This is a genomic window from Arthrobacter sp. 10T413_2 (assembly GCF_056394205.1).
Map to the genome: position 1 here is coordinate 1 of NZ_JBFTHK010000101.1, position 25,371 is coordinate 25,371.

A 25,371-nucleotide genomic window follows, 5' to 3' on the forward strand; every position below is an offset into this window, starting at 1 on the left:
CTGTTCAACCGGTCCTCCGGATCCTCCCAGCTCATCGCCGACCTCGCGGGGTACTTCCTCCCCTAGAAGCGCGTGATTGAGGTTCCAGCGCACCGGACTGAACCCGAGAAGCTGTAGTCGCAGTATGGACCGCAGCACCTCGGGTTCAGTTCTGCGCCCGGTCAGGGGGCCGTTAGTCGGGTCAGACGGGGCACTTCGTCGGGCCAAGGCATGAGCGGGGCGCTGTCGTGCTATCCGTCCGCCGACGTGGAACAGCCCGTGAGCTCTCCTCCACAGGCCGCAGTGGCGCCGGCTTCGGGCATGTTTTCCACTTAGCTGACTTCGGGGCTTACCGCGCCGTGCCCAAGCCGGGAGAGTCGAATCAGCCGGCGATCCTGCCGGTGTTCCGTGGAAGGAAAGCAGATGTCAGTCAATCAGGACACTCCCGCTGCGAATCGCATAGACAGTGGGGAAGACGGGGTTGCCGAGGTGTACGAAATCTATCCCGGCGCCAGTTTGGTCGTTCCCGTTCAGCCGAACGGACGCAGGAGGCAGCTCTCGACGCAGGCAGGAATGGCAACAGCCGAATACGCCATCGCAACGCTTGCCGCCGTGGGGTTTGCCGGGGTTCTCGTGTTCATCATGCGCAGTGATGAGGTCCGGGGTTTCCTCCTGAATCTCATCCGCACCGCGCTTACGCTGCCATGACGAAGGTCTGGCGCGCGGGCGGGAGCGGGCGGCGGGGGTCGCCGCGAACCCCGGACTGCCGTGGGGCGGTCACCGCGGAGTTTGCCGTGGCGCTGCCGTCTGTCGTCTTTCTGCTTGCCCTGCTGCTCGCGGGTTCGGCAGCCGGGGTGACGCAACTTCGCGTCGAGGAAGCGGCCAGGGGTGGTGCCCGTGCGCTGGCCAGGGGAGCCGCAGTCGGCGAAGTCGGAGGGATTGTCCGTCAGCTTGCCGGCGAAACCGCAGCGTCGACCGTGGCCCTCGACGGCGAATGGCTCAGGGTCACGGTGTCCGGCCGTGTCCCCGGGGCTGTCGGTTCCCTCATTCCGTGGACCTTGAGCGCCAGTGCCTGGGCGCGTCCGGAAACCCCCGGCGCAGCACAACTGTCCGGGGTGGATGGGGCCTCCCGCTGGGGACGGGCACATGATGTCGCCGGTTAGTGCCTTTGCCAGTGGGCCATGGCGCCGGAATCCGTCCCCCGGCCGTGACGTGTACCGCGGCCGGCCGCGGGAGCGGGGCTCAGGGACGGTCCTGGCCTTGGGACTCGGGCTGGTCGTGATTATGGCGGCAGTCTTGCTGCTGCTTCTGGCTCAGTCAGCCGTCGCGGCGGCCAGGGCTGCAGCGGCCGCCGACCTCGCAGCCCTGGCGGCAGCGGATGCCGCCCGAGGCATCACATCCGGTGAGCCGTGCGCCGTCGCCCGGGAGGTCGCACGGAAGAACAACGCCACTGTGCTCGCCTGCTCGAAGGGCGCAGACACGTCAGTCCAGGTCCGCACCGAGATCAACGTCGGGCCGTTCCTCGGCGCGGCCAGAGGTCTGGCCAGGGCCGGCCCACCCCCGGCGCCCCGGAACGGTCCTTCCCCGTAAGGGCTGCTTTGCCCGCGGCAGGACGCGCGGCGTTTCGAAACAACCGGGATTCACCCGCCGGCACGCCATGCCAGGGCCGCGCCAAACGGCCCGTGGCCGGACTCGCTGGGCAGCGCCAATCGCGTTATCCGGCGCGGAGCGGTTGGGCGGGATCTTCTTCCGTACCGACCGCCGGACCGACCGCCGTGCCAGCAGCGGCCGTGGCCGCATCCGCCGCGCCGGGGCCCACAGCAGCCGTGCCAGCCGCCCCCGTCCCAGTGTTGTCGGCGTTCATCAGCTCGCTGGCGTCTTTGAGCAGCACGTCGATCAGGGTGACGGCGGCGTCCTTGTCGAGAGGGTTGTTCTTGTTGCCGCACTTGGGCGACTGGACACACGATGGGCAACCGGACTCGCATTCGCAGGCCTTGATGGCGTCCCGCGTGGCGGTCAGCCACACCCGGGCCTTGTCGTATCCGCGTTCGGCGAAGCCAGCCCCGCCGGGATGGCCGTCGTAGACGAAGATGGTAGGCACCCCGGTGTCGGCGTGGATGGCGGTGGACACCCCGCCGATGTCCCAGCGGTCGCTGGAGGCCACGAGCGGAAGGAGGCCGATGGCTGCGTGCTCGGCGGCATGCAGGGCTCCGGGGAACTGCGCCTCGATCAGTCCCGCGCCGGTCAGCGAGCGGTTGTCCACAACGAACCAGACCGCCTTGGTAAATAGGTCCCTGGCACCCAGTTCCAGGGGTTCTTCCCCGAGGATTTCATTTGAAATCAGTGCCTTGCGCTGGAAGGAGACCACCTGGGTCGTCACCTTGACCTCGCCGAAATGTACGGCCACGTCGCCCCACTGGGTGGTGCGTTCGGTCTCGAGGACCTCGATCTGGGTCACGTCGCGGGCGGTGGTGTAATAGTCGGGGTTCGCCCGGCGCACCATCACGCAGTGATCGCCCTCATTCAGGTCCTCCACGACGTAGCTGTCGCCCTGGTGGACGTAGACGGCGCCGGTGTGGGCCTGGTAGTGGGTCTGGGGCGAATCCATGGTGCCGAGCAGGGACCCGGTGTCGGCATCCACGATGCTCACCGGACCCCCGCCGTCGGCGCGCAGGTTCACCATGGCTGCGGCACTCTGCGGGTGGGTCCAAAACCAGCCGGCCGGCCGTTTGCGCAGGTAGCCCTGCGCCACCAGGCGCTCCAGCAGCTTCTCCGAGGTGGCCCCGAAAAGGTCAAGTTCGGCGAACCCCAGCGGAAGTTCCGCGGCGGCGGCGCAGAGATGGGGGCCCAGTACATAGGGATTGGAGGGATCGAAGACCGTGGCTTCCACCGAGACGTCGAAAATCGCCTCGGGGTGGTTCACCAGATACGTATCCAGCGGGTCGTCGCTGGCTACGAAGGCCGCGATCGCGTCCTGGCCGGCCCTGCCCGCCCGGCCGATCTGCTGGAACAACGACGCGCGGGTGCCTGGCCATCCGGCCACCAGGACGGCGTCGAGACCGGAAATGTCGATGCCCAGCTCCAGCGCAGACGTGCTCGAGACGCCCAGCAGCTCACCCGAGCGCAACGACTTTTCCAGTGCCCGCCGCTCCTCCGGCAGGTAGCCCGAGCGGTAGGCGGCCACACGCTGCGGCAGGCTGGGGTCCACTTCATCGAGCAGGCGTTTGGCGATGGAGGAAATCGTCTCGGCTCCGCGCCTGGATTTGATGAAGGCAATGGTCCGGGTCCGGGAGGACACGAGATTGGCCAGCAGATCGGCGGTCTCGGCGACGGCGGTACGTCGCTCCTTGGCGCCGTTCTCGCCCCGCAGTTCGGTCAGGGCAGGCTCCCAGAAAGCTACGGTCGTGGATCCGTGGGGCGAGCTGTCTTCGGAAACGGCACGGACCGGTGCGCCGATGAGCCTGCCGAAGGACGTCCCGGGCTCTGACGCCGTGGCAGACGCCGCGATGAACACGGGGCCCGGGTGTGAGCCGCCGGGGCTGTAGTAGGCACAGATCCGGCGCAGCCGGCGCATGAGGTTGGCGACATGGGAGCCGAACACGCCGCGGTAGCTGTGGGCCTCGTCCACGATCACATAGCGGAGGCGCCGGAAGAACCGGGCCCACCAGGCATGGTTCGGGAGGATGCCGAAGTGCAGCATGTCCGGATTGGCGAGGATGAAGTTCGCATGGTCCCGGATCCAGCGCCGGGACGCGGGATCGGTGTCGCCGTCGTAGGTTTCGGCCCGAACGGTGGGGAGTTTCAGCGCCCGGATCGCGGCCAGCTGGTCCGCTGCGAGGGCCTTGGTGGGGGACAGATAGAGGGTCACAGCGCCGTCGTCGTGGATTTTTCCGGGATCGGCCAGGGCCCTGAGCTCGGAACGGTGGATCGCATCCAAGGCCGGCAGCTGGTACGCCAGGGACTTGCCGGACGCCGTGCCGGTGGCAATGACCACGTGTTCTCCGGCGTGGGCCAACTCGGCGGCCTGCACCTGGTGGCGGTAGGGCTCGTGGATGCCCAGGGAACCGTAGGCCGCCATGAGATCCGGGTGGGCCCAGCCCGGCCACGGCGCATTGACGGCCTGGCGGGCGGGGATCGTTCGCACATGACGCAGCTGTTCCGGGTCCGGACCTCGGCCCAGCAGCGGAATCAGGGACTCATGCGGGTTCACTCACACATTCTTTCATCCGGCCTCAAATCGCCGGAGAAGGCAGCCCGGGTCCCGCAGCGCCCGGCCCGCGCCAAGGCTCAGCCGACGGAGAGGTCCGCGCCTTCGTCCGAGGTCGACAGCATCAGAACGTGGCAGACCATGCGCCAGCCGAGGTGCGAATAGAGCTTCTGGCCGTCCAGCGAGGCGAGCAGCAGCCCGGAGTCGACGTCGTGTTCGAAGGCCTGGGCCGCCAGGGCCTTCATGATGAAGCTGCCCAGACCCCGCCGCTGGTACGCCGGCGCCGTCACGATCTTGTCGAAGATGGCGGTGTGTCCCACCACAAATACGCGCCCGCTCGCGGCGGTCTCCTCGCCTGCGCGGACCACAGCGTGGTGCACGCCGTCCGTCCGGGACGTCTCCAGCTTGAGGTCGTCGTCGGAAAGCCAGGGGTCCTCCGAGTCCTGAGTCTCCATGTCCACGATCATCATGGTCTGGGAAGCAGAGGTCACATGGAGGCCGTTCTCCTGGCCGAGAAACGTGTACCGGGCCACGTCATTAGTGAGGATCGTGAGGACTCTGGCCGGCACTTCAGCCGTCCTCGCTGCCAGCTCCGCAAACTCCGAATCGGATGGGTCGAAGGCAAAATATTCCCATTGACCGGTGGTGTCCGCGCGCAAGGCCGCAGGGAACCGTCCCTCCCTGCGCGTCTCATATCCGCGACAACCTGCCCATCCGGCCACCCAGATTTCCAGCAGATGAGTGGTGTCTTCAACCATGGCGTCAAGACTCATGTGATGAGCGTATTCCAGCCGTGCCACAAGCAACAGGGGCCGGGTCCGGGAAGTGTGCTCGCTTATGGAATTGTGACTGTCTCCCGGCCTCCCGTCCCAGCCAGTACCCTTAAAAGTGTGGCTTTGAACAGGATTGTGCTCTTTTACGGATTTACCCCCCTCGCTGACCCGGACGCCGTCCGGCTGTGGCAGCGCGCGCTATGCGAAAAACTCGGCCTCACCGGCCGCATCATCATCTCCAAGGACGGCATCAACGCCACGGTCGGCGGGGAGCTGAACGCCGTGAAGCAATACGTCAAGACCACGCGGGAGTACAAGGGATTCCACGGGATCGACGTGAAGTGGTCCGACGGCGGGGCGGCAGACTTCCCTCGCCTCAGCGTCAAGGTGCGGGATGAAATCGTCTCTTTCGGGGCCCCGGGCGAGCTGAAAGTCGACGCCGACGGCGTGGTGGGCGGCGGGACGCACCTCAAGCCCGAGGAACTCCACGAACTCATTGAAGCCAAGAAGGAGCACGGCGACGAGGTCGTGTTCTTCGACGGCCGCAACGGCTTCGAGGCCCAGATCGGCAAGTTCAAGGATGCGGTGGTCCCCGACGTCGCTACCACCCACGACTTCATCAAGGAACTCTACTCGGGCAAATACGATGCCCTCAAGGACAAGCCGGTTGTCACCTACTGCACCGGCGGCATCCGCTGCGAGGTGCTGTCGAGCCTCATGGTGAACCGCGGGTTCAAGGAGGTCTACCAGCTCGACGGCGGCATTGTCCGGTACGGAGAGACCTTCAAGGACCAAGGCCTGTGGGAGGGCTCCCTGTACGTGTTCGACAAGCGCATGCACCTGGAGTTCAGCGAGGACGCCAAGACCATCGGCCAGTGCGTCCGCTGCTCGGCGCCCACGAGCAAGTTCGAGAACTGCTCCAATCCGAGCTGCCGGACGCTCACGCTCTACTGTGCCGGGTGCGCAGCGAGCCCGGAAACCCTGCGGTGCCCCGAGGGCTGCGCCGGCTGATCGGCTGAGGCTGGACTATCCCAGCCGGTCCTGGCGCCCCGAGGGCCCCTGCATGCGCGGCCCCGCCCAACAGGCGTTGCTTACGCAAGTGGGCGCGGCCCCCAGAGCGAGGGTTGTCTCAGATCCGGCTCACGCGGTAGGCGAAGTTCGCCGCGGCCCGCCCGGTCACCTGGACGGAGAGCACCGCGTCCGCGGGCAGCGAGACGACGTTCACTCGCGACGTTCCGCAGCGCAGGCTCAGGTCTACCAGCGACTCATCCCCGTTGCGGACGGTGAAAGACACCCGGGCCGTGCTCCGGCACGCCAGCGTCAGGGAATAGGTGCCGGCCGGCAGTTGCGTTGTCGTCTCTGTGTGCACCGCGCCGGCCGCCACGGAGCCGTAGCTGGTGTGAAACACCTGCCCCGCGGCGTCGGGAAGCGCGTCGTCGACCCACTGCTCCAGCTCTTCACCGGACACCGGCTCGTTGCGATGGGGATCCTGCGGCAGGGCGGCGTCGGTGGTCGGCGCGGCGGAAACCGTGGGCGAGGCATCGTCCCAATGGTCGGCGCTGTATTCGTACTCACAACCGGACAAGACCGCCCCGAGGAACACCGCAATTGACAGCACCGCGACGGCGGCCGGGGTGCGCCGTCGCGGCAGCCTGCGGGCCGGCACAGTTGGCATACCCTGAGATTAAGGTCGCCCCGACGCAAACACCAGAGGTCCAAGGTCCGCGGCGGGCGGTTTTCCCAGAAGGCGCCGAACCGGCCGCCGTGACCGGGCGGCGGGCCGACCCTACTCGGACGCGGCCAGGTGGTAGGCGTAGATGATCGGGGCGTCCACGCTGGACGTGCTGAGCTTCAGCTCGCCCGCGGCGGGCACCGTAATGCGGGCGGATTCGCGGCTGCCGTTGCAGGCAGCTCCTGCCTCGGTCAGCGGCCGGCCGGCGAGGCTGACGGCGAAGAACGCCTTACCGCCGCCGTCGCAGGTCATGGTCAGGGTGTAGGTGCCGGCGGGCACACCGGACGCGGTCCGGACGATCGGATCGCGGTTCAGGATTTTGCCGGCGTCCTCCAGCACAGTCCCGGGGGCCGAGGGCAGAGCGGTAGCCTTCCATGCCGGGACATCGACGCCCTGAATTGAACCTGGCGGGGTACATGCCGTTGCGGCCAGCACGACGGCGGCTGCGGCCGCACCCGTAAGCGTCCGCCTTACCACCCGGGTCGCCGGGGCGTGAGAGGAGGGAAAAACCATGCCTCCAACTTACCGCCTTGCAGTGTCGCCCCCGGCCGCGCCTGCCGCCCGGCGGCGCCTCCCGCGGGCTCTTGACGTTGACGTAACGTCAAAGTTTAGAGTCGAGGGGACGGCCCGGCATGCGGGAGGCGGTGCACCGGCAGGCGACAAGCGGTGCGCCGGGAGGCGGTGCACCGGGACGACCGGCGCCGTCGGCGTGCTACTCCCGACGGGTATCCGGCCCGACGGCAAAGGAGGAGATATGGACTGGTCCGTCCAACAGATCGCGAAATTGGCGGGCACCACCGGACGGACTCTGCGTCACTATGACGACATCGGCCTGCTCAAGCCCAGCCGGACCGACCACAACGGATACCGGTACTACGGCGCGGAATCGCTGGTCCGCCTGCAGCGGATCCTGCTCCTGCGCGACCTGGGGCTCGGGCTGCCGGCGATCGCGGACGTGCTCGCCGGCCAGGCGGACGCGGAGTACGCGCTGGGACGGCACCTGGAGTGGCTGCAGCAGGAACAGGACAGGCTGGGGCGCCAGATCGCTTCGGTCCGGCACACCATTGAGGCACTGCAAGCGGGAGGAAAGATCATGGCAGAGCAAATGTTCGACGGCTTCGACCACACCCGGTACCGGGAAGAAGTCCAGCAGCGGTGGGGCACGGACGCCTATGCGACCTCAGACGCCTGGTGGCGCGGCATGCAGGCCGAGGAGAAGGCTGCCTGGCAGAAACAGTCCCGGCAGCTCGGCGCCGACTGGAAGGCCGCGGCAGAGTCGGGCGTCACGGCGGACAGCGTGCAGGCCCAAGACCTGGCCCGGCGCCACGTCGAATGGCTCAGGGGCATTCCCGGCACCCCGGCGGCGCCGCCCGCCGCAGGCGGTGGCAAGGGAGCAGGCGCTGGCAAGGGAGCAGACACCAGGGCAGCAGGCGGCACCGCAGTTGCCGTGCCGGACATCAAAGGGTACGTGACGGGACTCGGCGAGATGTACGTGGCGGATCCCCGGTTCGCCGCGAATTACGGCGGTGCCGAGGGCGCGGCCTTCGTCCGGGATGCCCTGCGGATTTATGCGGAGACCCGGTTCTCGCCGGCCCCGCCCAGTCCCCGGGACTAAACTTGTGCGGTGACGTCCTCAGCCCAAAACCCCGCCCCGCAGGCTCCCGCAGCACCGCTTCCGGCCACGCCAACTCCCGTCATGGCGGTTCGTTCATCGCCGTTCACGGCCGGCAACACTCCGGAGGCGCCGCGGAGCGACCTCCCCGGCCTCCTCGAGGCCCTGGCCGGGGACCTGCGGGCCGTTGGCTACACGGTGGATGGCGTCGCCGGACTGCTCGGGGAGGCTGCGCACTCCGCCCTCAGCCGGGACCAGCTCATCCCCGCACTGATAGTCACCGGGCGCGCCGCCGGTGAGCCGTCGACGGCGGCGCTTGCCGCCGTCGTGCGTCTCTGTCTCCTGGCCGAGCCGCAGCGGGCGGAGACCCTCGACGCCGCGCTGCCCGGCATCCGCACGGAGGGGCTGACGGAACTCGGGCTCGTGGAAAGGTCCGACGAGGACCTGATCCGGGCGAAGGTGGATTTGAGGCCGTACGGCTGGGACCCCACTGTCGGGGACGATGGCGTGGCGAGCGGCGGGGCGGACCTCTGGGTGGCCAGCGACCTCGCGGCCCACCAGCGCGCAGGCGTCCTCCGCCACGACCACGTCCTGGGGATCGGGCAGGCCTCCACCACCCTGGTCCAGGTCACGGCCCGCCGGCATGTGGTCAGGGCCCTCGACCTCGGCACGGGCTGCGGCATCCAGACGTTCCATCTGCTCCACCACGCGGAGCACGTGACCGCCACGGACATTTCCGAACGCGCCCTCGCGTTCACCCGGTTCAATCTCTTGCTCAACGCCGCCGAGCTGCACCTGGACCCGGCGGATCCTGAGGCCCGTGTGAGCCTGAGGCTCGGGTCGCTGCTGGAACCTGTCGCCGGGGAGGAGTTCGAGCTGGTGGTGTCCAACCCGCCATTCGTCATTACGCCGCGCAGCCTGGGCGAGACCGCCGTGGACCAGTTCACCTATCGCGACGGCGGCCTGCCGGGGGACGAGATCGTTTCTTCGCTGGTCCGGGCCCTGCCCTCCGTTCTCGCGCCGGGTGGAACGGCCCAGCTCCTGGGCAATTGGGAGATCGAGGCGGGGGCGGCCTGGTCCGAACGGCCCCAAAGCTGGGCCGACCCGGCCGCCGACGTCTGGTTCATCCAGCGGGAGCAGGTGGGGCCGGAGCAGTATGCCGAGACCTGGCTGCAGGACGCCTCCGAAAACCGGGACCGCCAGCTCTACCAGGACTCGTATGCGGCGTACCTTGACGACTTTGCCTCGCGCAATGTGGCGGGAATCGGTTTCGGGATGATCTGGCTGCGCCGGCCGGCTGACGGCGCCGGGCGGGTGATTTCCCGTTTCGAGGAGATCACGTACCCCATCGAACAGCCTGTGGGGCCGCACCTGGGCGCGGCGGTCGAGCGTGCCGACTGGCTGGCTGCCCACGATCTGGCCGCCGCCCACCTGCTGGTCGCGGAGGACGTCACCGAGGAGCGGCACCAGCGCCCGGGGGCGGAACACCCCGGCGTCATCCTGCTGCGGCAAGGTGCCGGGCTGCGCCGCACCAACCTGCTGAGCACCGAGCTGGCCGGCTTTGTTTCAGCGTGCGACGGCGACCTCTCCGTCGGGCAGATCATCGGCGCCCTCGAGGCCCTGCTGGGCGGCTATGAGGGGTTTGACGGCGCGCAGTTCCGCGCCGGCCTCCTGACCGAAGTCGGTAACCTGGTTCGCGACGGCTTCCTGCAGCCGGCCTGAGACGGCAGGCGCCGCCGCAACCGTGTCTGGCGCCGTCACGTCTGCCGTTCCAGCCCCGGCGGCCGTGCCGGCAGGCGCTGCCGCGATACCGCGTGCGTCCTCCCGGCCGAACCTCGGCAGGACGTATGCGGTGAGGGCAAGAGTGACCAGTACCGCGACGGCCCCGGTGAGCAGGAAACTGACACGCACCGGCACCAGTGCACCCAGCAGCCCGCCCAGGGCCAGGGCGGCGATGGAGACGGCGCGAGTCATCCCGCCGACGATCGCCATGGCCTGGCCCCGCCCGCGTTCGGGTACCCGGAGGATCGCGATCGCCCCGAAGCAGGCATTCAGGACGCCGCAGGCCATTCCCGTCCCCGTGTAGGCCACAAAAAGCAGCTCCACGGTGGGGGCCATCCCCGTGATGCCCAGGAACACCGAGGCCAGGGCCATGGAGGCCAGCAGCACGCGCAGCCGCAACGCCGGCGTGGTGATCCTGCCGGCCATCACGGCCCCGCCCGCCATGCCGAGGCCGAACGCCGCGGCCAGAAAGCCATACTGCGTCTCGGTGGCGCCAAGTTCGCCGCGGGCCAGGAACACTTCAAGGACATTCGTGGCCTCGCCCACGACGATAAAGAACATCGCCCCCAGGACCAGTGCCCAGACCAGGCTGTCCCGGCGGATAAGGCGCAGCCCGTCGAGCAGTGCGGGCTTCGCCTGGCCGGCCCGCTCGGCCGCCGTGCCGCGGCGGGTTCTGATCAGCAGGGCGCCCAGCCCCATGGCGACATAGCAGCCGCTGGCCACGGCGAACACGAGTCCGGCGCCGCCCCAGCCGCTGAGCATGCCGCCCGCGGCCGGCCCGGCCATGCCGGCAATCATGACGGTCGCCTGCATGGTCCCCATCGCCCGCGGGGTGCGGTCCTCGCCGACGATCCGGGGCAGCAGGGCCTGCCAGGTGGGGCCGGCCACGGCCTGGGCCGCGTCGAGCAGGAACGTCATGGCAAAAAGCACGGGCAGGTAGTTCTCCAGATACTGCATGCCCAGGCCCATGCCGGTGACGGCGGCGGCGCTGACCGCGGAGGCCGCCGTCGCCAGCGTGCGGGAGTCCCTGGTGTCGGCGAGCCGGCCGGCCCACGGGGCCAGCAGGACCAGCGGCAGCGCTGAGCAAAAGAGGTAGGCAGCCACGAGCCAGGGCCCGGCGACAGGGGTTCCCCCGGCAGCGGCCGCGTTCTGCAGGTGCAGCATGATGCTCACGACGACGGCGCCCATACCCGCCGTCGCAACGAACCTGGCAGTGCTGGCGATCAGGAAATCGCGGTTGCGCCACAGGGGCTGCTCCGCGGCTGAGGGGGCGGACGACTTATGAAATATCTGTTTCATAAATAGGAAGCTAGTCCCGGCCGCGAATAGATGTCAAGCATTTCTTTCATATTTTGGCGCGGCTGGATACACTGGAGGGGTGAATGCAGAAACCCCGACGGCGGAGTCCACGGCTCCGCCGGCCGCCAAGCGCCGGCACCGTCCGGAAAAGCAAGTGGAAATCACCGACCCGAAGGCGATCCGGGCCCTCGCTCACGCCGCCCGGCTGGAGGTCATTTCCGAGCTGTATTCCACCCAGGTGAGCCGGACGGCCACCGAACTCGCCGCGCAGACCGGCCTGACCCCCAGCGCCATGAGCTACCACCTGCGGGCGCTGCAGAAGTGGGGCATTGTGGTCCCCGCAGCCACGGCAGGGGACGCCCGGGAGCGGCGCTGGAAGGCTGCCGGCACCGATTTCACCATACACTCGCTCGGCGGCGTGGCCAGCCCTGAGCTCGCCGTCCTTGACCTCGAGCTCGAGGCCTACCGCCGCCGGGTGCTTGCGTACGCCAAGACCCGCAACGAACGGCGCGAGCGCGGCGAGACCGGCGACGGCCCGTCGTCGGTGGTGCTGGCGAGCAACCTGCTGTACCTGACGCCGGAGCAGCGGTCCGAGTTGACGCGGCGCGTCTTCGACCTCCTGCGCGATTATGAACTCGAGGATCCGGACCACGTGCCCGACGGCGCCGAACGCATGGCCACCATGTGGTCGATGATTCCGGACGATCGCGGCCCGGCCGCCGCGAAACCCGAGGCCGGCAGCGCCTGAGCCTCCGCCCGGCGCGCCCTCCAGGACCACCGGGCGCCCTACTCTTTCGCGGCCGAAACCCGCCTCCGCGGGGCCGTCATTTCCGGCCGGATGCGCGCGATTCTGCAAAATATGGTGAACTAGGCGGGTATGGGCGCATCTGCCCGAGCAACCTTTTTCTGTAGGAGCACCGTGCCAAGCAAGGCCAAAACCGGCAAGAAACTCGTGATCGTGGAGTCTCCCGCCAAGAGCAAGACCATCGCCAAGTACTTGGGCGAGGGCTTCATCGTTGAGGCCTCCATTGGTCACATCCGCGACCTCCCGCAGCCTTCCGAGCTCCCCGCGGAACTGAAGAAGACCCCGCTGGGCAAGTTCGCCGTCGACATTGAAAACGACTTTAAGCCGTACTACGTGGTGTCCGCGGACAAGAAGAAAAAGGTCGCCGAACTCAAGGCCCAGCTCAAAGACGCCGATGCGCTCTACCTCGCAACCGATGGGGACCGCGAGGGCGAGGCCATCGCGTGGCACCTGCTGGAAGTCCTGAAGCCAAAGGTTCCGGTCTACCGGATGACCTTCGGCGAAATCACGAAGGAAGCCATCCACCGCGCCATGGACAACCTGCGCGACGTGGACCAGGACCTGGTGGACGCGCAGGAAACCCGGCGCGTCCTGGACCGCCTCTACGGTTACGAGATCTCACCGGTGCTGTGGCGCAAGGTGGCCCGCGGCCTGTCCGCCGGCCGGGTGCAGTCGGTCGTGACCCGCATGGTGGTGGACCGGGAGCGTGAGCGCATGGCGTTCAAGGCTGCCTCTTACTGGGACCTGACCGGCCAGTTCGGTGCGGACGCCGGATCCTTCAAAGCGAAACTCGCTGCCGTGGACGGCGCCAAGGTGGCCAGCGGCCGCGACTTCAACGACAACGGCGAACTCACCTCGCGCAACGTCATCCACGTCAACGAGGAACTTGCCACCGCCCTGGCGGCCGGCCTGCAGACCGCTGATTTCCGCGTCCGTTCTGTCGACACGAAGCCGTACACCCGCCGCCCGGCGGCGCCGTTCACCACCTCGACGCTGCAGCAGGAGGCCGGCCGCAAGCTGCGCTTCTCCTCCAAGAGCACCATGCAGGTGGCCCAGCGGCTCTACGAAAACGGCTACATCACGTATATGCGTACGGACTCGTCCGCACTGAGCGACGAGGCCGTCACCGCCGCCCGGCGCCAGGCAGCCGAGTTGTACGGCACGGAATACGTGCCCCAGTCCCCGAGGGTCTATACCAGCAAGGCCGCCAACGCCCAGGAGGCCCACGAGGCCATCCGCCCCGCGGGCGACTCCTTCCGCACCCCGGCCCAGGTCGCCAAGCAGCTCTCCGGTGACGAATTCCGGCTCTACGAGCTGATCTGGAAGCGCACCGTCGCCTCGCAGATGGCTGATGCCAAGGGCTCCACCGCCACAATCCGCCTGGGCGCCGTGACCGTGGGCGGCGCTGCCGCCGGCCGCGACGCGGAATTCTCCGCCTCCGGCACCGTCATCACCTTTCCCGGCTTCCTGGCCGCCTATGAAGAGGGCAAGGACGAAAGCCGGGGCGATGACGACTCCGAGGAAGCCCGCCGCCTGCCGAACGTGGCCAAGGACGACTCCCTGACGGCCTCGGACATCGTCGCCGTCGGCCACGAGACCTCGCCGCCCCCGCGCTACACGGAAGCGTCGCTGACCGCCGAGCTGGAAAAGAAGGGCATCGGCCGCCCGTCCACCTACGCCTCCACTATCTCCACCATCCAGGACCGCGGCTACGTCCGGAAGCAGGGTTCCGCTCTGGTCCCGAGCTGGATCGCGTTCTCCGTGATCAGGCTGCTCGAACAGCACTTCCACGACTACGTGGACTACGAGTTCACGGCCGACATGGAAGCTGACCTGGACAAGATCGCCAACGGCCAGGCGGCCGGACCCGCTTGGCTCAAGCACTTCTACTTCGGGGAAGACGCCGAGCCCGGCCTGCTGAGCATCGTCAACAACCTCGGCGAGATCGACGCCCGCGAAATCAACTCGATTCCGATCGCCGAGGGCATCACGCTGCGGGTCGGGAAATTCGGCCCGTACCTGGAAAGCTCCGTCCCGACGGTCGATCCCAAGACCGGCGAAGTGGTTGAAGCCGCCCGCGCCAACGTCCCCGAGGACCTGGCGCCGGACGAGCTCACCGCCGCCAAGGCCATTGAACTCATGGAGACCGCGGCCCCGGAAGAGCGCGTCCTCGGCACGGACCCGCACACCGGGCACACGGTCGTGGCCAAGAACGGCCGCTATGGCGCCTACGTCACCGAGATCATCCCGGAAATGACCGAGGAGCAGCTGGCCAGCCAGCCCGTGGAGTATTACAAGAACGGCAAGCCGAAGCCGCCGAAGAAGCCCGTCAAGGCCAAACCGCGTACGGGTTCCCTGTTTGCCTCGATGAGTGTGGAGACGGTCAGCCTGGACGAGGCCCTGCAGCTCATGAGCCTGCCCCGCGTGCTGGGCCAGGACGCCGAGGGCAACCCGATCACGGTCCAGAACGGCAGGTTCGGCCCGTACCTGAAGAAGGGCACGGACTCCCGCTCGATCGGCTCCGAGGAGGAAATCTTCACCATCACGCTGGAACAGGCGCTGGAGATCTACTCGCAGCCCAAGCAGCGCGGCGCCCGTGCCGCCGTGCCGCCGCTGGCCGAGTTCGGCCCGGACCCGGTCTCGGAGAAGAACATCGTGGTGAAGGAAGGCCGGTTCGGCCCGTACATCACCGACGGCATCACCAACATCACCGTGCCGCGCTCCACCTCGCTGGAGGAGCTCACCCGGGAACAGGCCGTCGAACTCCTCGCGGAGAAGCGCGCCAGGGGCCCGGTCAAGCGCACGACGACGGCCCGCAAGGCCCCGGCCCGGAAAACGCCGGCCAAGAAGTAGCAGAGCCACACCGGGTTCGCCGGAAAGCTGCGGGGGCGCCGGGATTTTCCGGCGACTCAGCCGCTTTCCGGCCAGGCGCGGACGTGATCGAGTAGGAAGATGACTGAACAGCCCGCACACCTGGACAACCAGCCGCTGAACGAGCTCGAAGAGCAGCTTGCCCGGGGGGAGCAGCCGGACGCCAACCCGGTGGACGTGATCCTGGCCTTCCTCAACAACGAGGTCTACGTGGTCAGCTCCGACGCCCTCGAGGGCCCCGACTCCCAGGTGGAGCCGCTGGTCCTCGCGAATTCCTCGGGCAAGCCGGTTCTGGCCGTCTTCTCGCACCCGAGCCGCGTCACCGAGCAGTATCTCTCGGCCGCTCCCAACGTGCTGGGCACGCAGGGCGCCGCGATCATCGGCAACCTCGGCGACGAGCTCGGCATGGTGATCAACCCGGGGGCCGCCTACGGCTTTGAAATCGATCCGGAGGGCGTGGCCAACATCCGCCGCGACTTCAAGCCCTCCGACGAGCCCGCGGACGGTAGTGCCGGAGCCGCGGACCGTCCGGCGCAGGATACGGACCTCGCCTAAGCCGGCGTCCCGGCGGGGGTATTCTTTGCGAATACCGCCGTCGCAGTTAGACCAGCCGCTTCCGTGGGGGCAATAATGGCAACATGCGTCTAGGCGTCCTCGATATCGGGTCCAACACCGTCCACCTCCTGCTGGTTGACGCACACCCCGGCGCCCGGCCGGTCCCGTTCGCTTCACACAAGCGGCCGTTGTCCCTCGTGCAGTTCCTCGACGGCGATGGCAACATCAATGACGCCGGGCAGCATGAGCTTGTCGAGTTCGTCCTTGAAGCGTGGGAATTCGCCGCCAAGCACAAAGCCGACGATCTCCTCGCGTTCTGCACCTCGGCCATCCGCGAGGCCACCAACGGCGCGGAGGTCCTGGCCCGCGTCAAGCATGAAACCACGGTCACCCTCCGGGAACTCACCGGCAGCGAAGAGGCGTCGATGACGTTCTTCGCCGTCCGCCGCTGGTACGGCTGGGGCGCCGGGCCCATCCTGAACCTGGACATCGGCGGCGGCTCCTTCGAAATGGCCCTCGGACAGGACGAACTCCCCGAGCTGGCGATGTCCGTGCCGCTCGGGGCCAGCCGGCTGACGCGCGACTGGCTCCCCGGAGACCCGCCCTCGGCCAAAAGCATCAAGGAGCTGCGCCGCTACATCCGCTCGACGCTCAAGCCCGCCGTGCGCAAATTCGAGAAACTGGGCCGGCCCAACCATGTGGCGGGCACGTCCAAGACTTTCCGGTCCCTAGCCAGGATCGCAGGGGCCGCTCCCAGTGCCGCCGGGCCGTACGTCAAGCGCGAGCTGCAGGCGCTGGACCTGGGGCTTTGGGCGCAGCGGATCTCTGCCATGGAGATAGGGGACAGGTTCCACCTGCCCGGCGTCTCCGAGGCCCGGGCCCCGCAGGTCCTCGCCGGCGCGCTCGTCGCGGAGGCGGCGTTGGAAATGTTCGAGTTCGCCAGCATGGAGATCTGCCCGTGGGCGCTGCGCGAGGGACTCATCCTCCGCCGCCTGGACCAACTCGTGTTCGAGGGGCCGCTCGACCCAGCACCGCATGTGGCGCAGCGGCCGCCGGCGCAGCTCCAGTCCCCGGAGAAGGTTTCCTAAGCCGGTCCGTGTCCGCTGCGAATCCTGCGGGTTCGATTGGAAGTGTCGATCTGCAGGGGTTCCGTTCGTGTAGATGCTGAGAGGCCGGCACACCGCCGGCGGATTCGACAAGGAGGCACCTGAAATGTCGCAGTACCTGCTCAGCATTTACCAGCCGGACGGCCCGGTCCCGGAACCTGAGGCCCTCGAACCGATCATGCGGGACCTGGCGGCCCTGAACCGTGAGATGCAAGCCTCCGGGGCCTGGGTGTTCGCCGCCGGACTGCACCCGGCCGAGACCGCCACCGTCCTCCGGCCCCACGACGGCGAGATCCTCATCACCGACGGCCCGTTCACCGAAGGCAAAGAGCACCTGGGAGGCTTCACCGTCATCGAAGCCGAGGACCTGGACGCGGCCCTCGGCTGGGCCCGGAAGCTGGCCGGCGTCACCACCCTTCCCGTTGAAGTACGTCCCTTCCAGTATTAGCCGCCGGACGGGAACGCTGCCGTGAACGGTCATGGCGCCCGCGCCGGTGCCACCGAGGCGGACATTGCCCGGGTCTTCCGGCACGAATACGGCCGGGCAGTAGCCGTCCTGACGCGCACGTTCGGGAACATCGATATAGCCGAGGACGCCGTCCAGGATGCCTTCACGGCGGCGGTCCGGCTCTGGCCCTCGGCAGGGGTCCCGCCCAGCCCGGCCGGCTGGATCATCACCACGGCACGGCGCCGGGCCATCGACCGGCTCCGCCGGGAGTCCTCGCGCGAGGACAAACAGGCACAGGCCGCTTTCCTGTCTGCGGCGCCGGCGGGGACCGGATCAGCACCGGCCGCGGACGAGCAGTTTCTGGCGGACCAGGCAGGAATCGACGACGTGGACGACGACACTTTGCGGCTGATTTTCACCTGCTGCCATCCCGCCCTGGCCAGGCCCGCCCAGGTGGCGCTCACGCTGCGGCTTCTGGGCGGACTGACGACGCCGGAGATCGCCCGGGCCTTCCTCGTTCCGGAGAGCACCATGGCCCAGCGGCTGGTCCGGGCCAAGGCGAAAATCCGCGACGCGAAGATCCCCTACCGCGTCCCGCAGGGCGCGGATCTGCCTGAGAGGCTGCAATCGGTGCTCGCCGTCGTCTACCTCATTTTCAACGAAGGCTACAGCGCCGGACCCGCGGACAGCCCGGACCGTACGGAGCTCTGTTGGGAGGCCATCCGGCTTGGCAGGCTGTTGACGTCCCTCATGCCGGACGAACCGGAGGCGAGGGGACTGCTGGCACTGATGCTGCTCATCGAGTCCCGCCGCGCCGCGCGGTTTACTCCCGACGGCGGACTCGTGCTGCTGCCTGAACAGGACCGGCAGCGGTGGGACAGGGCGCTGGCCGCCGAGGGCCAGGAGCTGGTGCGTCAGTGCCTGCGCCGGAACCGGCCGGGGCACTATCAGCTTCAGGCCGCGATCAACGCCGTCCACAGCGACGCCGCGACCGCCCGCGGCACCGACTGGGCGCAGATCCTGCAGTTGTATGACTTGCTCCTGGCCGTCGCACCCGGACCGGTCGTGGCGCTCAACCGCGCCGTCGCCGTGGCGGAGCTGCACGGTCCCGCTGCCGGGTTGTCGGAGGTTGAGAGCCTGGGACTGGACAATTACTACCTCTTCCACGCCGTCCGCGCCGACTTCCTAGTGCGCCTGGACCGCGCTCCGGAGGCTGCAGGGGCCTACCGGCGGGCGCTGGAGCTTGCCGGGAGCGCGGCGGAACGCCGGTTTCTGGAAGGGAAGCTCCGGAGTTGCCGGTTCGGCGGGGCCGGAGACGCCGCGCGGCAGGACCCGGAGGTGCCTTGAATCCCGCAGCCCGCAGCTCGCTTAAATGAGTAGCGCCGGGCGCTTGGAGCAGGACTTGGGGGAAATCTGCTGCAAACACCCGGCGCACCGCCGGCTCCGGTGGAACCGGCTATCATCACTCGCACCTGTTGAGGCACGTTCCACGGTAGTGGCCGTAGATGGGCGCACGGCGGGAGCCAGCTGTATGTTCGCTGACAATCCGCCGTCGTTCCGCTGCGGTGGCGCGACGACGCAGGAGTCAGCCGGCCTCAGCGCCGGCTTAAACGGAAAAGGCACCGATGGTCCTTTGCGGGAAAATGGGAAAACCCGCTGCGGACCACCGGTGCCACGCAGGCATCCGCATGCCTGCTGCATCACTCGCACCCTCAATGAGGTAATGACAACGCTAGGCTCCGAAGTTGTGCACTGACTGCGGCCAAGGTGTGAGCTGGCTGGGAATCGCGCCGGACTGCAATGATGGGACGATGAGCAACCGAATCGCATTCCTGGGCTGTGGATCAATGAACGAGGCAATCATGGGCGGGCTGATCGACGGCGGCGTCGATCCTGCCGACATCGTCGCGACGGTGCGCCGGGCTGAGCGCGCGGCCGGGCTCGCAGAGCGCCATCACGGGATCACGGCCATCGCCGGCGAAGAAGAGCCCGAAAACAACAAACAGGCGGCCACCGGCTCCGGCGTCGTGATCCTGGGCGTCAAGCCGGCGGGCATCGCGGACCTGGCACGGGAAATCAGCGGTTCCCTCTCTCCGGACACGATCGTCATCAGCGTCGCTGCCGCCGTCTCCCTGGCGCAGCTCGAAGCCGTGCTGCCGGCCGGCCAGCCGGTCATCCGCACAATGCCGAACACACCGGCGAAGCTCGGCCGCGGCATGGTCTCCGTCACCCCCGGAAGCAGCTGCTCTGCCGGGCAGCTCCAGCACGCGAAAGACATCCTCGCAGCCGCCGGCACGGTGGTGGAGGTTCCCGAAGAGCAGGTGGACGCTGTCTCGGCGATCAGCGGCTCGGGCCCGGCCTACGCCTTCTACCTGGCGGAAGCCATGGCGGCGGCCGGCGTCGAACTGGGCCTGGACCCGGAACTGTCGCTGCTGCTCGCCCGCGGGACCGTCGCGGGGGCCGGCTTCATGCTGGCCGAACCAGGGGCGGACCCCGCGTCGCTGCGCAAGGCCGTCACCAGCCCGAACGGCACCACGGAACGGGCCATCGCGACGTTTGATGAGCGCGGCCTGCCGGCCATCATCGCCGAGGGCGCCCGAGCGGCCGCCGCCCGCTCGGCGGAAATCACCCGCCAGCTCGGCTGAACTCAGGGGCGCGCGGCGAACCGTTCCAGCAGGTCCACGTGGCCCGAAACAATGAGCATGTCCCGTGAGGAAACCTTCGTCTCGGGCCGCGCATAGGTGAAGTCCTCGCCCGGAGACTTCACGCCCACAATGGTGACGCCGTACTTGGACCGGACCTTGGACTCGTCGAGCGTGAAGCCCACGGTTTCCCGCGGCGGGTACATCTTGACGATGGCGAAGTCGTCGTCGAACTCGATGAAGTCCAGCATGCGGCCCGAGACCAGGTGCGCGGCGCGGACACCGGCGTCGGCCTCCGGGTAGATGACGTGGTTGGCGCCGATCCGGGTCAGGATCTTGCCGTGCGAGGGCGTGATCGCCTTGACCCAGAGGTGTTCGATCCCGAGGTCCACGAGGTTCACCGTGATTAGCACCGAGGATTCGATCGAGGTGCCCACGCCCACCACGGCGGAACTGAATTCCTGGGCGCCGAGCTGGCGGAGCGCGTCGATGTTGGTGGCGTCGGCTTCCACTACGTGCGTCAGGACGCCGGCCCACTTCTGGACCAGGGTGCGGTCGCGCTCGATGGCAAGCACCTCCCGGCCCTGCTTCACCAGCTGCTCTGCGGTGGATGCGCCAAAGCGGCCCAGCCCGATCACCAGCACGGGGGCATTGTGGGCGGGGCGGTTGACGGCGCCTGAGGAACTAGCCAATGATCGGTCTCTCTTCCGGGTAGTGGTACAGCTGGCTGCGCTGGCGCAGGGCCAGGGCGGCGGCGAGGGTGACCGTCCCGACGCGCCCGGCAAACATGAGCACAGCGAGGACGTAAACCCCCGACGGCGGTAATTCGGCACTGAGATTGGTGCTCAAGCCCACCGTGGCGAAGGCGGAAATGGTTTCAAACAGGACCCGGTCCAGGGAGGCGCCGCTGATGTGCAGGAGCAGCAGGGCCGAGACCGAGACGAGCGTGGCGCCGGCGACGATCACCGAGATGGCCACGCGCATGGTTCCCTCCGGGATGGTCCGGCCGTAGATCTTGACATCGGCATCGCCGCGGGCCTCGGCGGCGATCGCCAGGAACATCACCGCGATGGTGGTGACCTTGATGCCGCCGGCTGTGGACGCGGAGCCGCCGCCCGCGAACATGAGGGCATCGGAGACCAGCATGGTGGTGGATTCCATATGGTTCTGGTCCACAAGGTTGAAGCCGCCCGAACGCAGCATGACGGAGGCAAACAGCGAATGCGTGATCTTGTCGCCGAGGTCCATGCCCCCGATGGTGCGCAGGTTGTCCCATTCCAGGAGCCCCCAGAGGAGCGCCCCGGCGGCGAAGAGGATGAAGGACACCTGGATGGTCAGCTTGGTGTGCAGGTTCCATTTCTTCCACCGCAGCCCGTTCTGCTGCAGCACCATGACCACGGGGAAGCCCAGGCTGCCCAGGAACACACCGAGCATGAGCGGGATGAGGATCCAGAGATCGGTTTCGTAGGGGACGATTCCGTCCGAATGCGGGGTGAAGCCGGCGTTGTTGAACGACGAAATTGCGTAGAAGACGCCGTGCCAGAGGGCCTGCGGGAAACTCTCCCCGAGGATCAGGAAGCGGGGGACCAGGGCCAGCGCCAGCGCGCCCTCGATCACGACGGACGTCACGATCACGATCCGGAGCAGGGTACCGACCTCGCCGAGCCGGCCGGCGTTGTTCATGGCCTCCTGGGCAATCAGCTTGCCGCGGACACCGAGCTTCTTGCTGACCATGAGCGCCAGCAGCGACGCGAGAGTCAGGGTGCCCAGGCCGCCCACGAAAATGCCGACCAGAATCACGAGCTGACCGAAGAAGGACCAATACGCGGCCGTAGAGACCACGGTCAGGCCTGTGACGCAGACGGCGGACACCGCCGTGAAGAGGGCCTCGTGCAGGGGTGTGACCTGTCCGGTGGCGGAAGCGATAGGCAGCGAAAGTAGCGTGGTGAAAACCACGATGACGATGCCGAACACCGTGAGGGCCAGGCGGGCCGGCGAGCTGTTCGCGATGCTGTCAATGAAGTCGCGCAGGCGTGTGAAGATCCACAGGCCGTCCCGCTCCGGCATGCCTGGCTGCCAGCTGGCCGGGCGCGTGGACCTCGACTGGCTTTGCGTCATGTTTTTCCTTGGTTGAAACTGCTTCCCTCAGTAGTAAACCACTAAAGTCCGCGTCATGACCGGGGGAGCACGCCTGCGCACGCGGGAAGCAGGGGGACCCTCGGGTAGCCTGTGAGTGATGACATTCCTGCCCGGACTCTCTCAGGCCGCGCTGCCAACGACGGTGGTGTGGGCTCCTGCCATGACCGCCTACAACTTTGGCCACAGCCACCCGATGGCGCCCGAGCGCATGGAGCTCACGGCGAAGCTGGCCGGCAGCCTGGGACTGCTGGATCTGGAGCACGTAACGGTAGCTGCCCCGGAAGTCGCCGCCGACGAGGAACTGTGCGCGGTCCACAGCCCCGAGTTCGTGGCCGCCGTGCGGCGCGTGAGCGAAGATCCGGACACCCCCGATGAAGCCAGGGGCCTCGGAACCGAGGACGACCCCGCCTTTGCCGGCATGCACGAGGCCAGCGCCCGGCTGGCCGGCGGCTCCCTGCTGGCGGCCGCCGCAGTCCTGGACGGCAGCGCGGTGCGGGCCGTGAACTTCGGCGGCGGAATGCACCACGCCTCCCGGGACCGCGCAAGCGGTTTTTGCATCTACAACGACGCAGCCCTCGCGATCCAGCGACTGCTCGACGGCGGCATCCGGCGCGTCGCCTACGTCGACGTCGACGCCCACCACGGCGACGGTACGCAGAGCATTTTCTGGGACGATCCGCGCGTCCTGACGATTTCGCTGCACGAGTCAGGGCTGACTCTCTTCCCGGGCACCGGGTTTGCCAATGAGATCGGCGGCCCGGGGGCACAGGGCAGCGCCGTGAACGTGGCCCTCCCGGCGGGCACCGGCGACGCCGGCTGGCTGCGGGCCTTCCACGCCGTCGTGCCGCAACTCATCGGCGCGTTCGAACCGGAGGTAATCGTGAGCCAGCACGGGTGCGACTCGCACCGGCTCGACCCGCTCACCCATCTGAACATCAGCGTTGACGGCCAGCGTGAGGCCGCCACCGCCGTCGGCAATCTCGCCGCGCGCTACTGCGACAACCGCTGGATTTCCACGGGCGGCGGCGGCTACAACGTCGTCAGCGTGGTGCCGCGCTCCTGGAGCCACCTCATCGCCATCGCCGCCGGCCGGCCTGTCCCCCTGCGCACCCCGGTTCCGGAGGACTGGCGCCGCTACGTCAGGGACAAGTACGGGGCCAAGTTCGGCGTGGAGCCCCCTGAACTGATGGGCGACGACGTCGACGTCTGGTGGCGGTCCTGGGAAGTGGGGTTCGACCCCAACGACGCCGTGGATCGCACCATCATGGCCACCCGCAAAGAAGTGTTTCCCCTGCATGGATTGGACCCCTGGTTCGACTAGCTCCGCGCCGCGGATCAAGCCAAGCGGCAGCCCGCCAATTTGTGGATGCCATCCGGCGTATATGTCGCTAGTGTGGAGGACATGGTGACAGACGACGTATTTGCCGTCATTGCTGAGGCAACCAGGCGTGACATTCTGGTGGCCCTCCGCAAGGGGGATAAGGCAGTGGGGGAATTGGTCCAGGAGCTTGATGCAAGCCAGCCCACCATTTCCAAACATCTCAAGGTCCTCCGGGAAGCGGACCTGGTGAGCATGCGCGCCCAGGGCCAGAAGCGCTACTACGCGCTCAACCCGAAGCCCCTTGCCGGCGTTGCCAACTGGCTGCAGACGTTCGACGTCGTCCCAGCAGCGGCCCCGGACACGGCACCGGGCCGCCATGCCGAATCCAGCCCCCAAACCAGCCCCACAGCCGTGCCGGACAGCCTGGCCGCGGCGGCCGCACCGCAGCCCTCACCCGCCGCGGCGCAGGTTGGCGCGCAGCCCGCTGCGGCACTGGCGGGCCGACCTGCCGGCAGCCTGCTGAGCCCCGCCGTCGTTATCCCGGTGGGAACCGCAGGCGAGGACAAGATGCCCCAACAGATCGGGCGCACCGTGGGCCGCGCCGCCACCAAGGCCGCGGACCTCCTCGCCAACCTGCCCAAGTTCGGCCGCAAGAAGTAACCCTCCGTCCACTCTGCCGAGATGGCACCCCGCGCCAGTGCCCGGCGCGCGAACTCTGCCGCGAAATGCCGTCTCGGGGCGGGCTTACCCCCGGAGGATCCGCACGTGCTCCGGGGTGAGGTCTGCGATGCGGTTGACGCCCAGCAGGGCCATGGTGCGGTGCATGTCCTTCTCCAGGATTTGGAGGGCGCGGTCGACGCCGGCCCGGCCGCCGGCCATGAGCCCGTAGAGGTAGGCGCGGCCGATCAGCGTGAAGTCGGCGCCCAAGGCCAGCGCGGCGATGATGTCCGCGCCGCTCATGATGCCGGTGTCCAGGATGATCGCGGCGTCGCTGCGGTCCGCCTTGAGGGCGGCGGACACCTCGGGGAGCAGGTGGAAGGGGATCGGTGCCCGGTCCAGCTGGCGGCCGCCGTGGTTGGAGAGCACGATCCCGTCCGCGCCGTGGTCCACCACCTTGCGGGCGTCCTCTACCGTCTGGATGCCCTTAACCACGAGCTTGCCCTTCCAGGTCTCGCGCAGCCAGTCGAGGTCGGCGAAGGTCAGGGTGGGATCGAACATGGAGTTGATCAGGTCCGCGACCGTGCCCGTGTAGCGCGAGAGCGAGGCGAAGGTCAGGGGCTCGTGCGTGAGGAAATTGAACCACCACGCGGGCCGGTAGGACGCATCCAGGACAGTCTTGAGCGTCAGTGCGGGCGGGATGGTCATGCCGTTGCGGACATCGCGGAGGCGGGCGCCGGCGACGGCGGTGTCCACCGTGACCATGAGGGTGTCGTTGCCTGCCCTGGCGGCGCGCTGGATCAGTTCCAGCGACCGGTCCCGGTCCGTCCACAGGTACAGCTGGAACCAGTTGCGGCCAGCGGGTGCGGCGGCGGCCACGTCCTCGATGGACGCCGTGCCCATGGTGGAGAGGGTGTACGGGATGCCGGCGGCCTCGGCGGCCCGCGAGCCGGCGTACTCGCCCTCGGACTGCATCATCCGGGTGAATCCCGTGGGCGCGATCCCCACCGGCAGCCGGGACGGGCCGCCCAGGATCTCGGTGCTGAGGTCGATGCTGGAGACGTCGCGCAGGATACCGGGACGGAATTCGATGTCCAGGAAGGCCTGGCGGGCGCGGCGGAGGGTGATTTCGGCTTCTGCGGCGCCGTCGGTGTAGTCGAACGGCGCCTGGGGCGTGCGGCGCTTGGCCATGTCACGCAGATCCCAGATGGTGCTCGCGCGGCGAAGCCTGGCCGCCCGGCTGAACTCCGGTTTCTTGAACTGCATCAGGGGCGCGAGGTCGGCGTACTTGGGAACGCGGCGCCTCAGCGCGGCCGGAGCGGCCCCGGCATGCCCGAATGCACGGGCGCCGGGCGCCTGGATGTCCGGCGCCGTCGCGCTCGGCGTTGTGGGGGCCTCTGGGTTCTCGGGCGGGAAGGTGTGCGTCATGGCTTCCTCCAAAGC

22 protein-coding genes and 1 pseudogene are annotated in these 25,371 nt (G+C 68.2%); 15 read left to right on the top strand and 8 right to left on the bottom strand.

Translation table 11 applies throughout. The features are described 5' to 3' along the window. Window positions 1–402 precede the first annotated feature (402 nt). From AC1DBQ_RS15260 to AC1DBQ_RS15270, 3 genes are all read left to right on the top strand, one after another. Entirely contained in the window at window positions 403–687 is a 285-nt protein-coding gene (locus AC1DBQ_RS15260) for a DUF4244 domain-containing protein (RefSeq protein ID WP_476929311.1), read from the top strand. A gap of 86 nt (window positions 688–773) precedes the next feature. Further along, window positions 774–1,142 (top strand): TadE family type IV pilus minor pilin, encoded by a 369-nt coding sequence (locus AC1DBQ_RS15265; RefSeq protein WP_476929312.1) that lies wholly within the window; start codon window positions 774–776, stop codon window positions 1,140–1,142. 121 nt (window positions 1,143–1,263) lie between these two features. Beyond that, window positions 1,264–1,569: an Rv3654c family TadE-like protein gene (locus tag AC1DBQ_RS15270; protein ID WP_476929313.1), complete on the top strand. Its 306-nt coding sequence runs from the start codon at window positions 1,264–1,266 to the stop codon at window positions 1,567–1,569. 124 nt (window positions 1,570–1,693) lie between these two features. Here AC1DBQ_RS15270 and AC1DBQ_RS15275 read toward each other — a convergent pair whose 3' ends face one another. Both AC1DBQ_RS15275 and AC1DBQ_RS15280 read right to left on the bottom strand, forming a co-directional pair. Then, the gene (locus AC1DBQ_RS15275) at window positions 1,694–4,189 is read right to left on the bottom strand and encodes a DEAD/DEAH box helicase (RefSeq protein WP_476929314.1); all 2,496 of its coding nucleotides are present in this window, start codon (window positions 4,187–4,189) and stop codon (window positions 1,694–1,696) included. Window positions 4,190–4,266: 77 nt separating this feature from the next. Then, window positions 4,267–4,959 (bottom strand): GNAT family N-acetyltransferase, encoded by a 693-nt coding sequence (locus AC1DBQ_RS15280; protein ID WP_456509308.1) that lies wholly within the window; start codon window positions 4,957–4,959, stop codon window positions 4,267–4,269. 117 nt (window positions 4,960–5,076) lie between these two features. Between AC1DBQ_RS15280 and trhO the strand changes: the two genes are divergently transcribed. Then, the gene (gene trhO, locus AC1DBQ_RS15285) at window positions 5,077–5,970 is read left to right on the top strand and encodes an oxygen-dependent tRNA uridine(34) hydroxylase TrhO (protein ID WP_476929315.1); all 894 of its coding nucleotides are present in this window, start codon (window positions 5,077–5,079) and stop codon (window positions 5,968–5,970) included. A 118-nt stretch (window positions 5,971–6,088) separates the two neighbouring features. Here the strand turns inward: trhO and AC1DBQ_RS15290 are convergent, their stop codons facing one another. Both AC1DBQ_RS15290 and AC1DBQ_RS15295 read right to left on the bottom strand, forming a co-directional pair. Further along, window positions 6,089–6,634 carry a hypothetical protein gene (locus AC1DBQ_RS15290; RefSeq protein WP_476929316.1) on the bottom strand — a complete coding sequence of 182 codons (546 nt, stop codon included), beginning with the start codon at window positions 6,632–6,634 and terminating at the stop codon, window positions 6,089–6,091. A 111-nt stretch (window positions 6,635–6,745) separates the two neighbouring features. Then, the gene (locus tag AC1DBQ_RS15295; RefSeq protein ID WP_476929317.1) at window positions 6,746–7,204 is read right to left on the bottom strand and encodes a hypothetical protein; all 459 of its coding nucleotides are present in this window, start codon (window positions 7,202–7,204) and stop codon (window positions 6,746–6,748) included. 241 nt (window positions 7,205–7,445) lie between these two features. Here AC1DBQ_RS15295 and AC1DBQ_RS15300 point away from each other — a divergent pair, with 241 nt between their 5' ends. Both AC1DBQ_RS15300 and AC1DBQ_RS15305 read left to right on the top strand, forming a co-directional pair. After that, window positions 7,446–8,306, top strand: coding sequence for a MerR family transcriptional regulator (locus tag AC1DBQ_RS15300; protein ID WP_476929318.1), 861 nt, complete (start codon window positions 7,446–7,448; stop codon window positions 8,304–8,306). A gap of 81 nt (window positions 8,307–8,387) precedes the next feature. Then, complete coding sequence (locus AC1DBQ_RS15305; protein ID WP_476929327.1) at window positions 8,388–10,025, top strand: DUF7059 domain-containing protein; 1,638 nt, start codon at window positions 8,388–8,390, stop codon at window positions 10,023–10,025. Window positions 10,026–10,115: 90 nt separating this feature from the next. Here AC1DBQ_RS15305 and AC1DBQ_RS15310 read toward each other — a convergent pair. Beyond that, window positions 10,116–11,384 (bottom strand): annotated as a pseudogene (locus tag AC1DBQ_RS15310) (MFS transporter); the annotation flags it as partial. A gap of 79 nt (window positions 11,385–11,463) precedes the next feature. On the opposite strand from AC1DBQ_RS15310, the gene AC1DBQ_RS15315 reads away from it, so the two are divergent. The 7 genes from AC1DBQ_RS15315 (at window position 11,464) to proC (ending at window position 19,814) form a co-directional block, all read left to right on the top strand. Beyond that, on the top strand, window positions 11,464–12,132 hold the full coding sequence (locus tag AC1DBQ_RS15315; protein ID WP_116765295.1) for an ArsR/SmtB family transcription factor: 669 nt from the start codon (window positions 11,464–11,466) through the stop codon (window positions 12,130–12,132). Window positions 12,133–12,303: 171 nt separating this feature from the next. Continuing rightward, on the top strand, window positions 12,304–15,042 hold the full coding sequence (gene topA / locus AC1DBQ_RS15320; RefSeq protein ID WP_476929319.1) for a type I DNA topoisomerase: 2,739 nt from the start codon (window positions 12,304–12,306) through the stop codon (window positions 15,040–15,042). A gap of 99 nt (window positions 15,043–15,141) precedes the next feature. Further along, a complete protein-coding gene (locus AC1DBQ_RS15325) occupies window positions 15,142–15,615 on the top strand; it encodes an SseB family protein (protein ID WP_476929320.1) in 474 nt (157 codons plus the stop codon). A gap of 83 nt (window positions 15,616–15,698) precedes the next feature. Beyond that, window positions 15,699–16,703: a Ppx/GppA family phosphatase gene (locus tag AC1DBQ_RS15330; RefSeq protein ID WP_476929321.1), complete on the top strand. Its 1,005-nt coding sequence runs from the start codon at window positions 15,699–15,701 to the stop codon at window positions 16,701–16,703. Window positions 16,704–16,827: 124 nt separating this feature from the next. Then, window positions 16,828–17,169 (top strand): YciI family protein, encoded by a 342-nt coding sequence (locus AC1DBQ_RS15335; protein ID WP_476929322.1) that lies wholly within the window; start codon window positions 16,828–16,830, stop codon window positions 17,167–17,169. A gap of 21 nt (window positions 17,170–17,190) precedes the next feature. Next, window positions 17,191–18,516 (top strand): RNA polymerase sigma factor, encoded by a 1,326-nt coding sequence (locus AC1DBQ_RS15340; protein WP_476929323.1) that lies wholly within the window; start codon window positions 17,191–17,193, stop codon window positions 18,514–18,516. Window positions 18,517–18,980: 464 nt separating this feature from the next. Continuing rightward, window positions 18,981–19,814 carry a pyrroline-5-carboxylate reductase gene (gene proC / locus AC1DBQ_RS15345; RefSeq protein WP_091251049.1) on the top strand — a complete coding sequence of 278 codons (834 nt, stop codon included), beginning with the start codon at window positions 18,981–18,983 and terminating at the stop codon, window positions 19,812–19,814. 2 nt (window positions 19,815–19,816) lie between these two features. Here the strand turns inward: proC and AC1DBQ_RS15350 are convergent, their stop codons facing one another. Together AC1DBQ_RS15350 and AC1DBQ_RS15355 are read right to left on the bottom strand one after the other, a co-directional pair. After that, on the bottom strand, window positions 19,817–20,455 hold the full coding sequence (locus AC1DBQ_RS15350) for a potassium channel family protein (protein ID WP_202615744.1): 639 nt from the start codon (window positions 20,453–20,455) through the stop codon (window positions 19,817–19,819). A 40-nt stretch (window positions 20,456–20,495) separates the two neighbouring features. Beyond that, complete coding sequence (locus AC1DBQ_RS15355; protein WP_476929324.1) at window positions 20,496–21,929, bottom strand: TrkH family potassium uptake protein; 1,434 nt, start codon at window positions 21,927–21,929, stop codon at window positions 20,496–20,498. Between the two features lie 118 nt (window positions 21,930–22,047). Between AC1DBQ_RS15355 and AC1DBQ_RS15360 the strand changes: the two genes are divergently transcribed. After that, window positions 22,048–23,271, top strand: a complete 1,224-nt coding sequence (locus tag AC1DBQ_RS15360; RefSeq protein ID WP_476929325.1) for an acetoin utilization protein AcuC — start codon at window positions 22,048–22,050, stop codon at window positions 23,269–23,271. Between the two features lie 81 nt (window positions 23,272–23,352). After that, on the top strand, window positions 23,353–23,931 hold the full coding sequence (locus tag AC1DBQ_RS15365) for an ArsR/SmtB family transcription factor (protein ID WP_476929326.1): 579 nt from the start codon (window positions 23,353–23,355) through the stop codon (window positions 23,929–23,931). Between the two features lie 84 nt (window positions 23,932–24,015). On the opposite strand, the gene AC1DBQ_RS15370 is transcribed toward AC1DBQ_RS15365, so the two are convergent. Continuing rightward, window positions 24,016–25,356 (bottom strand): alpha-hydroxy acid oxidase, encoded by a 1,341-nt coding sequence (locus AC1DBQ_RS15370; protein ID WP_476929328.1) that lies wholly within the window; start codon window positions 25,354–25,356, stop codon window positions 24,016–24,018. Between the last annotated feature and the right edge of the window lie 15 nt (window positions 25,357–25,371).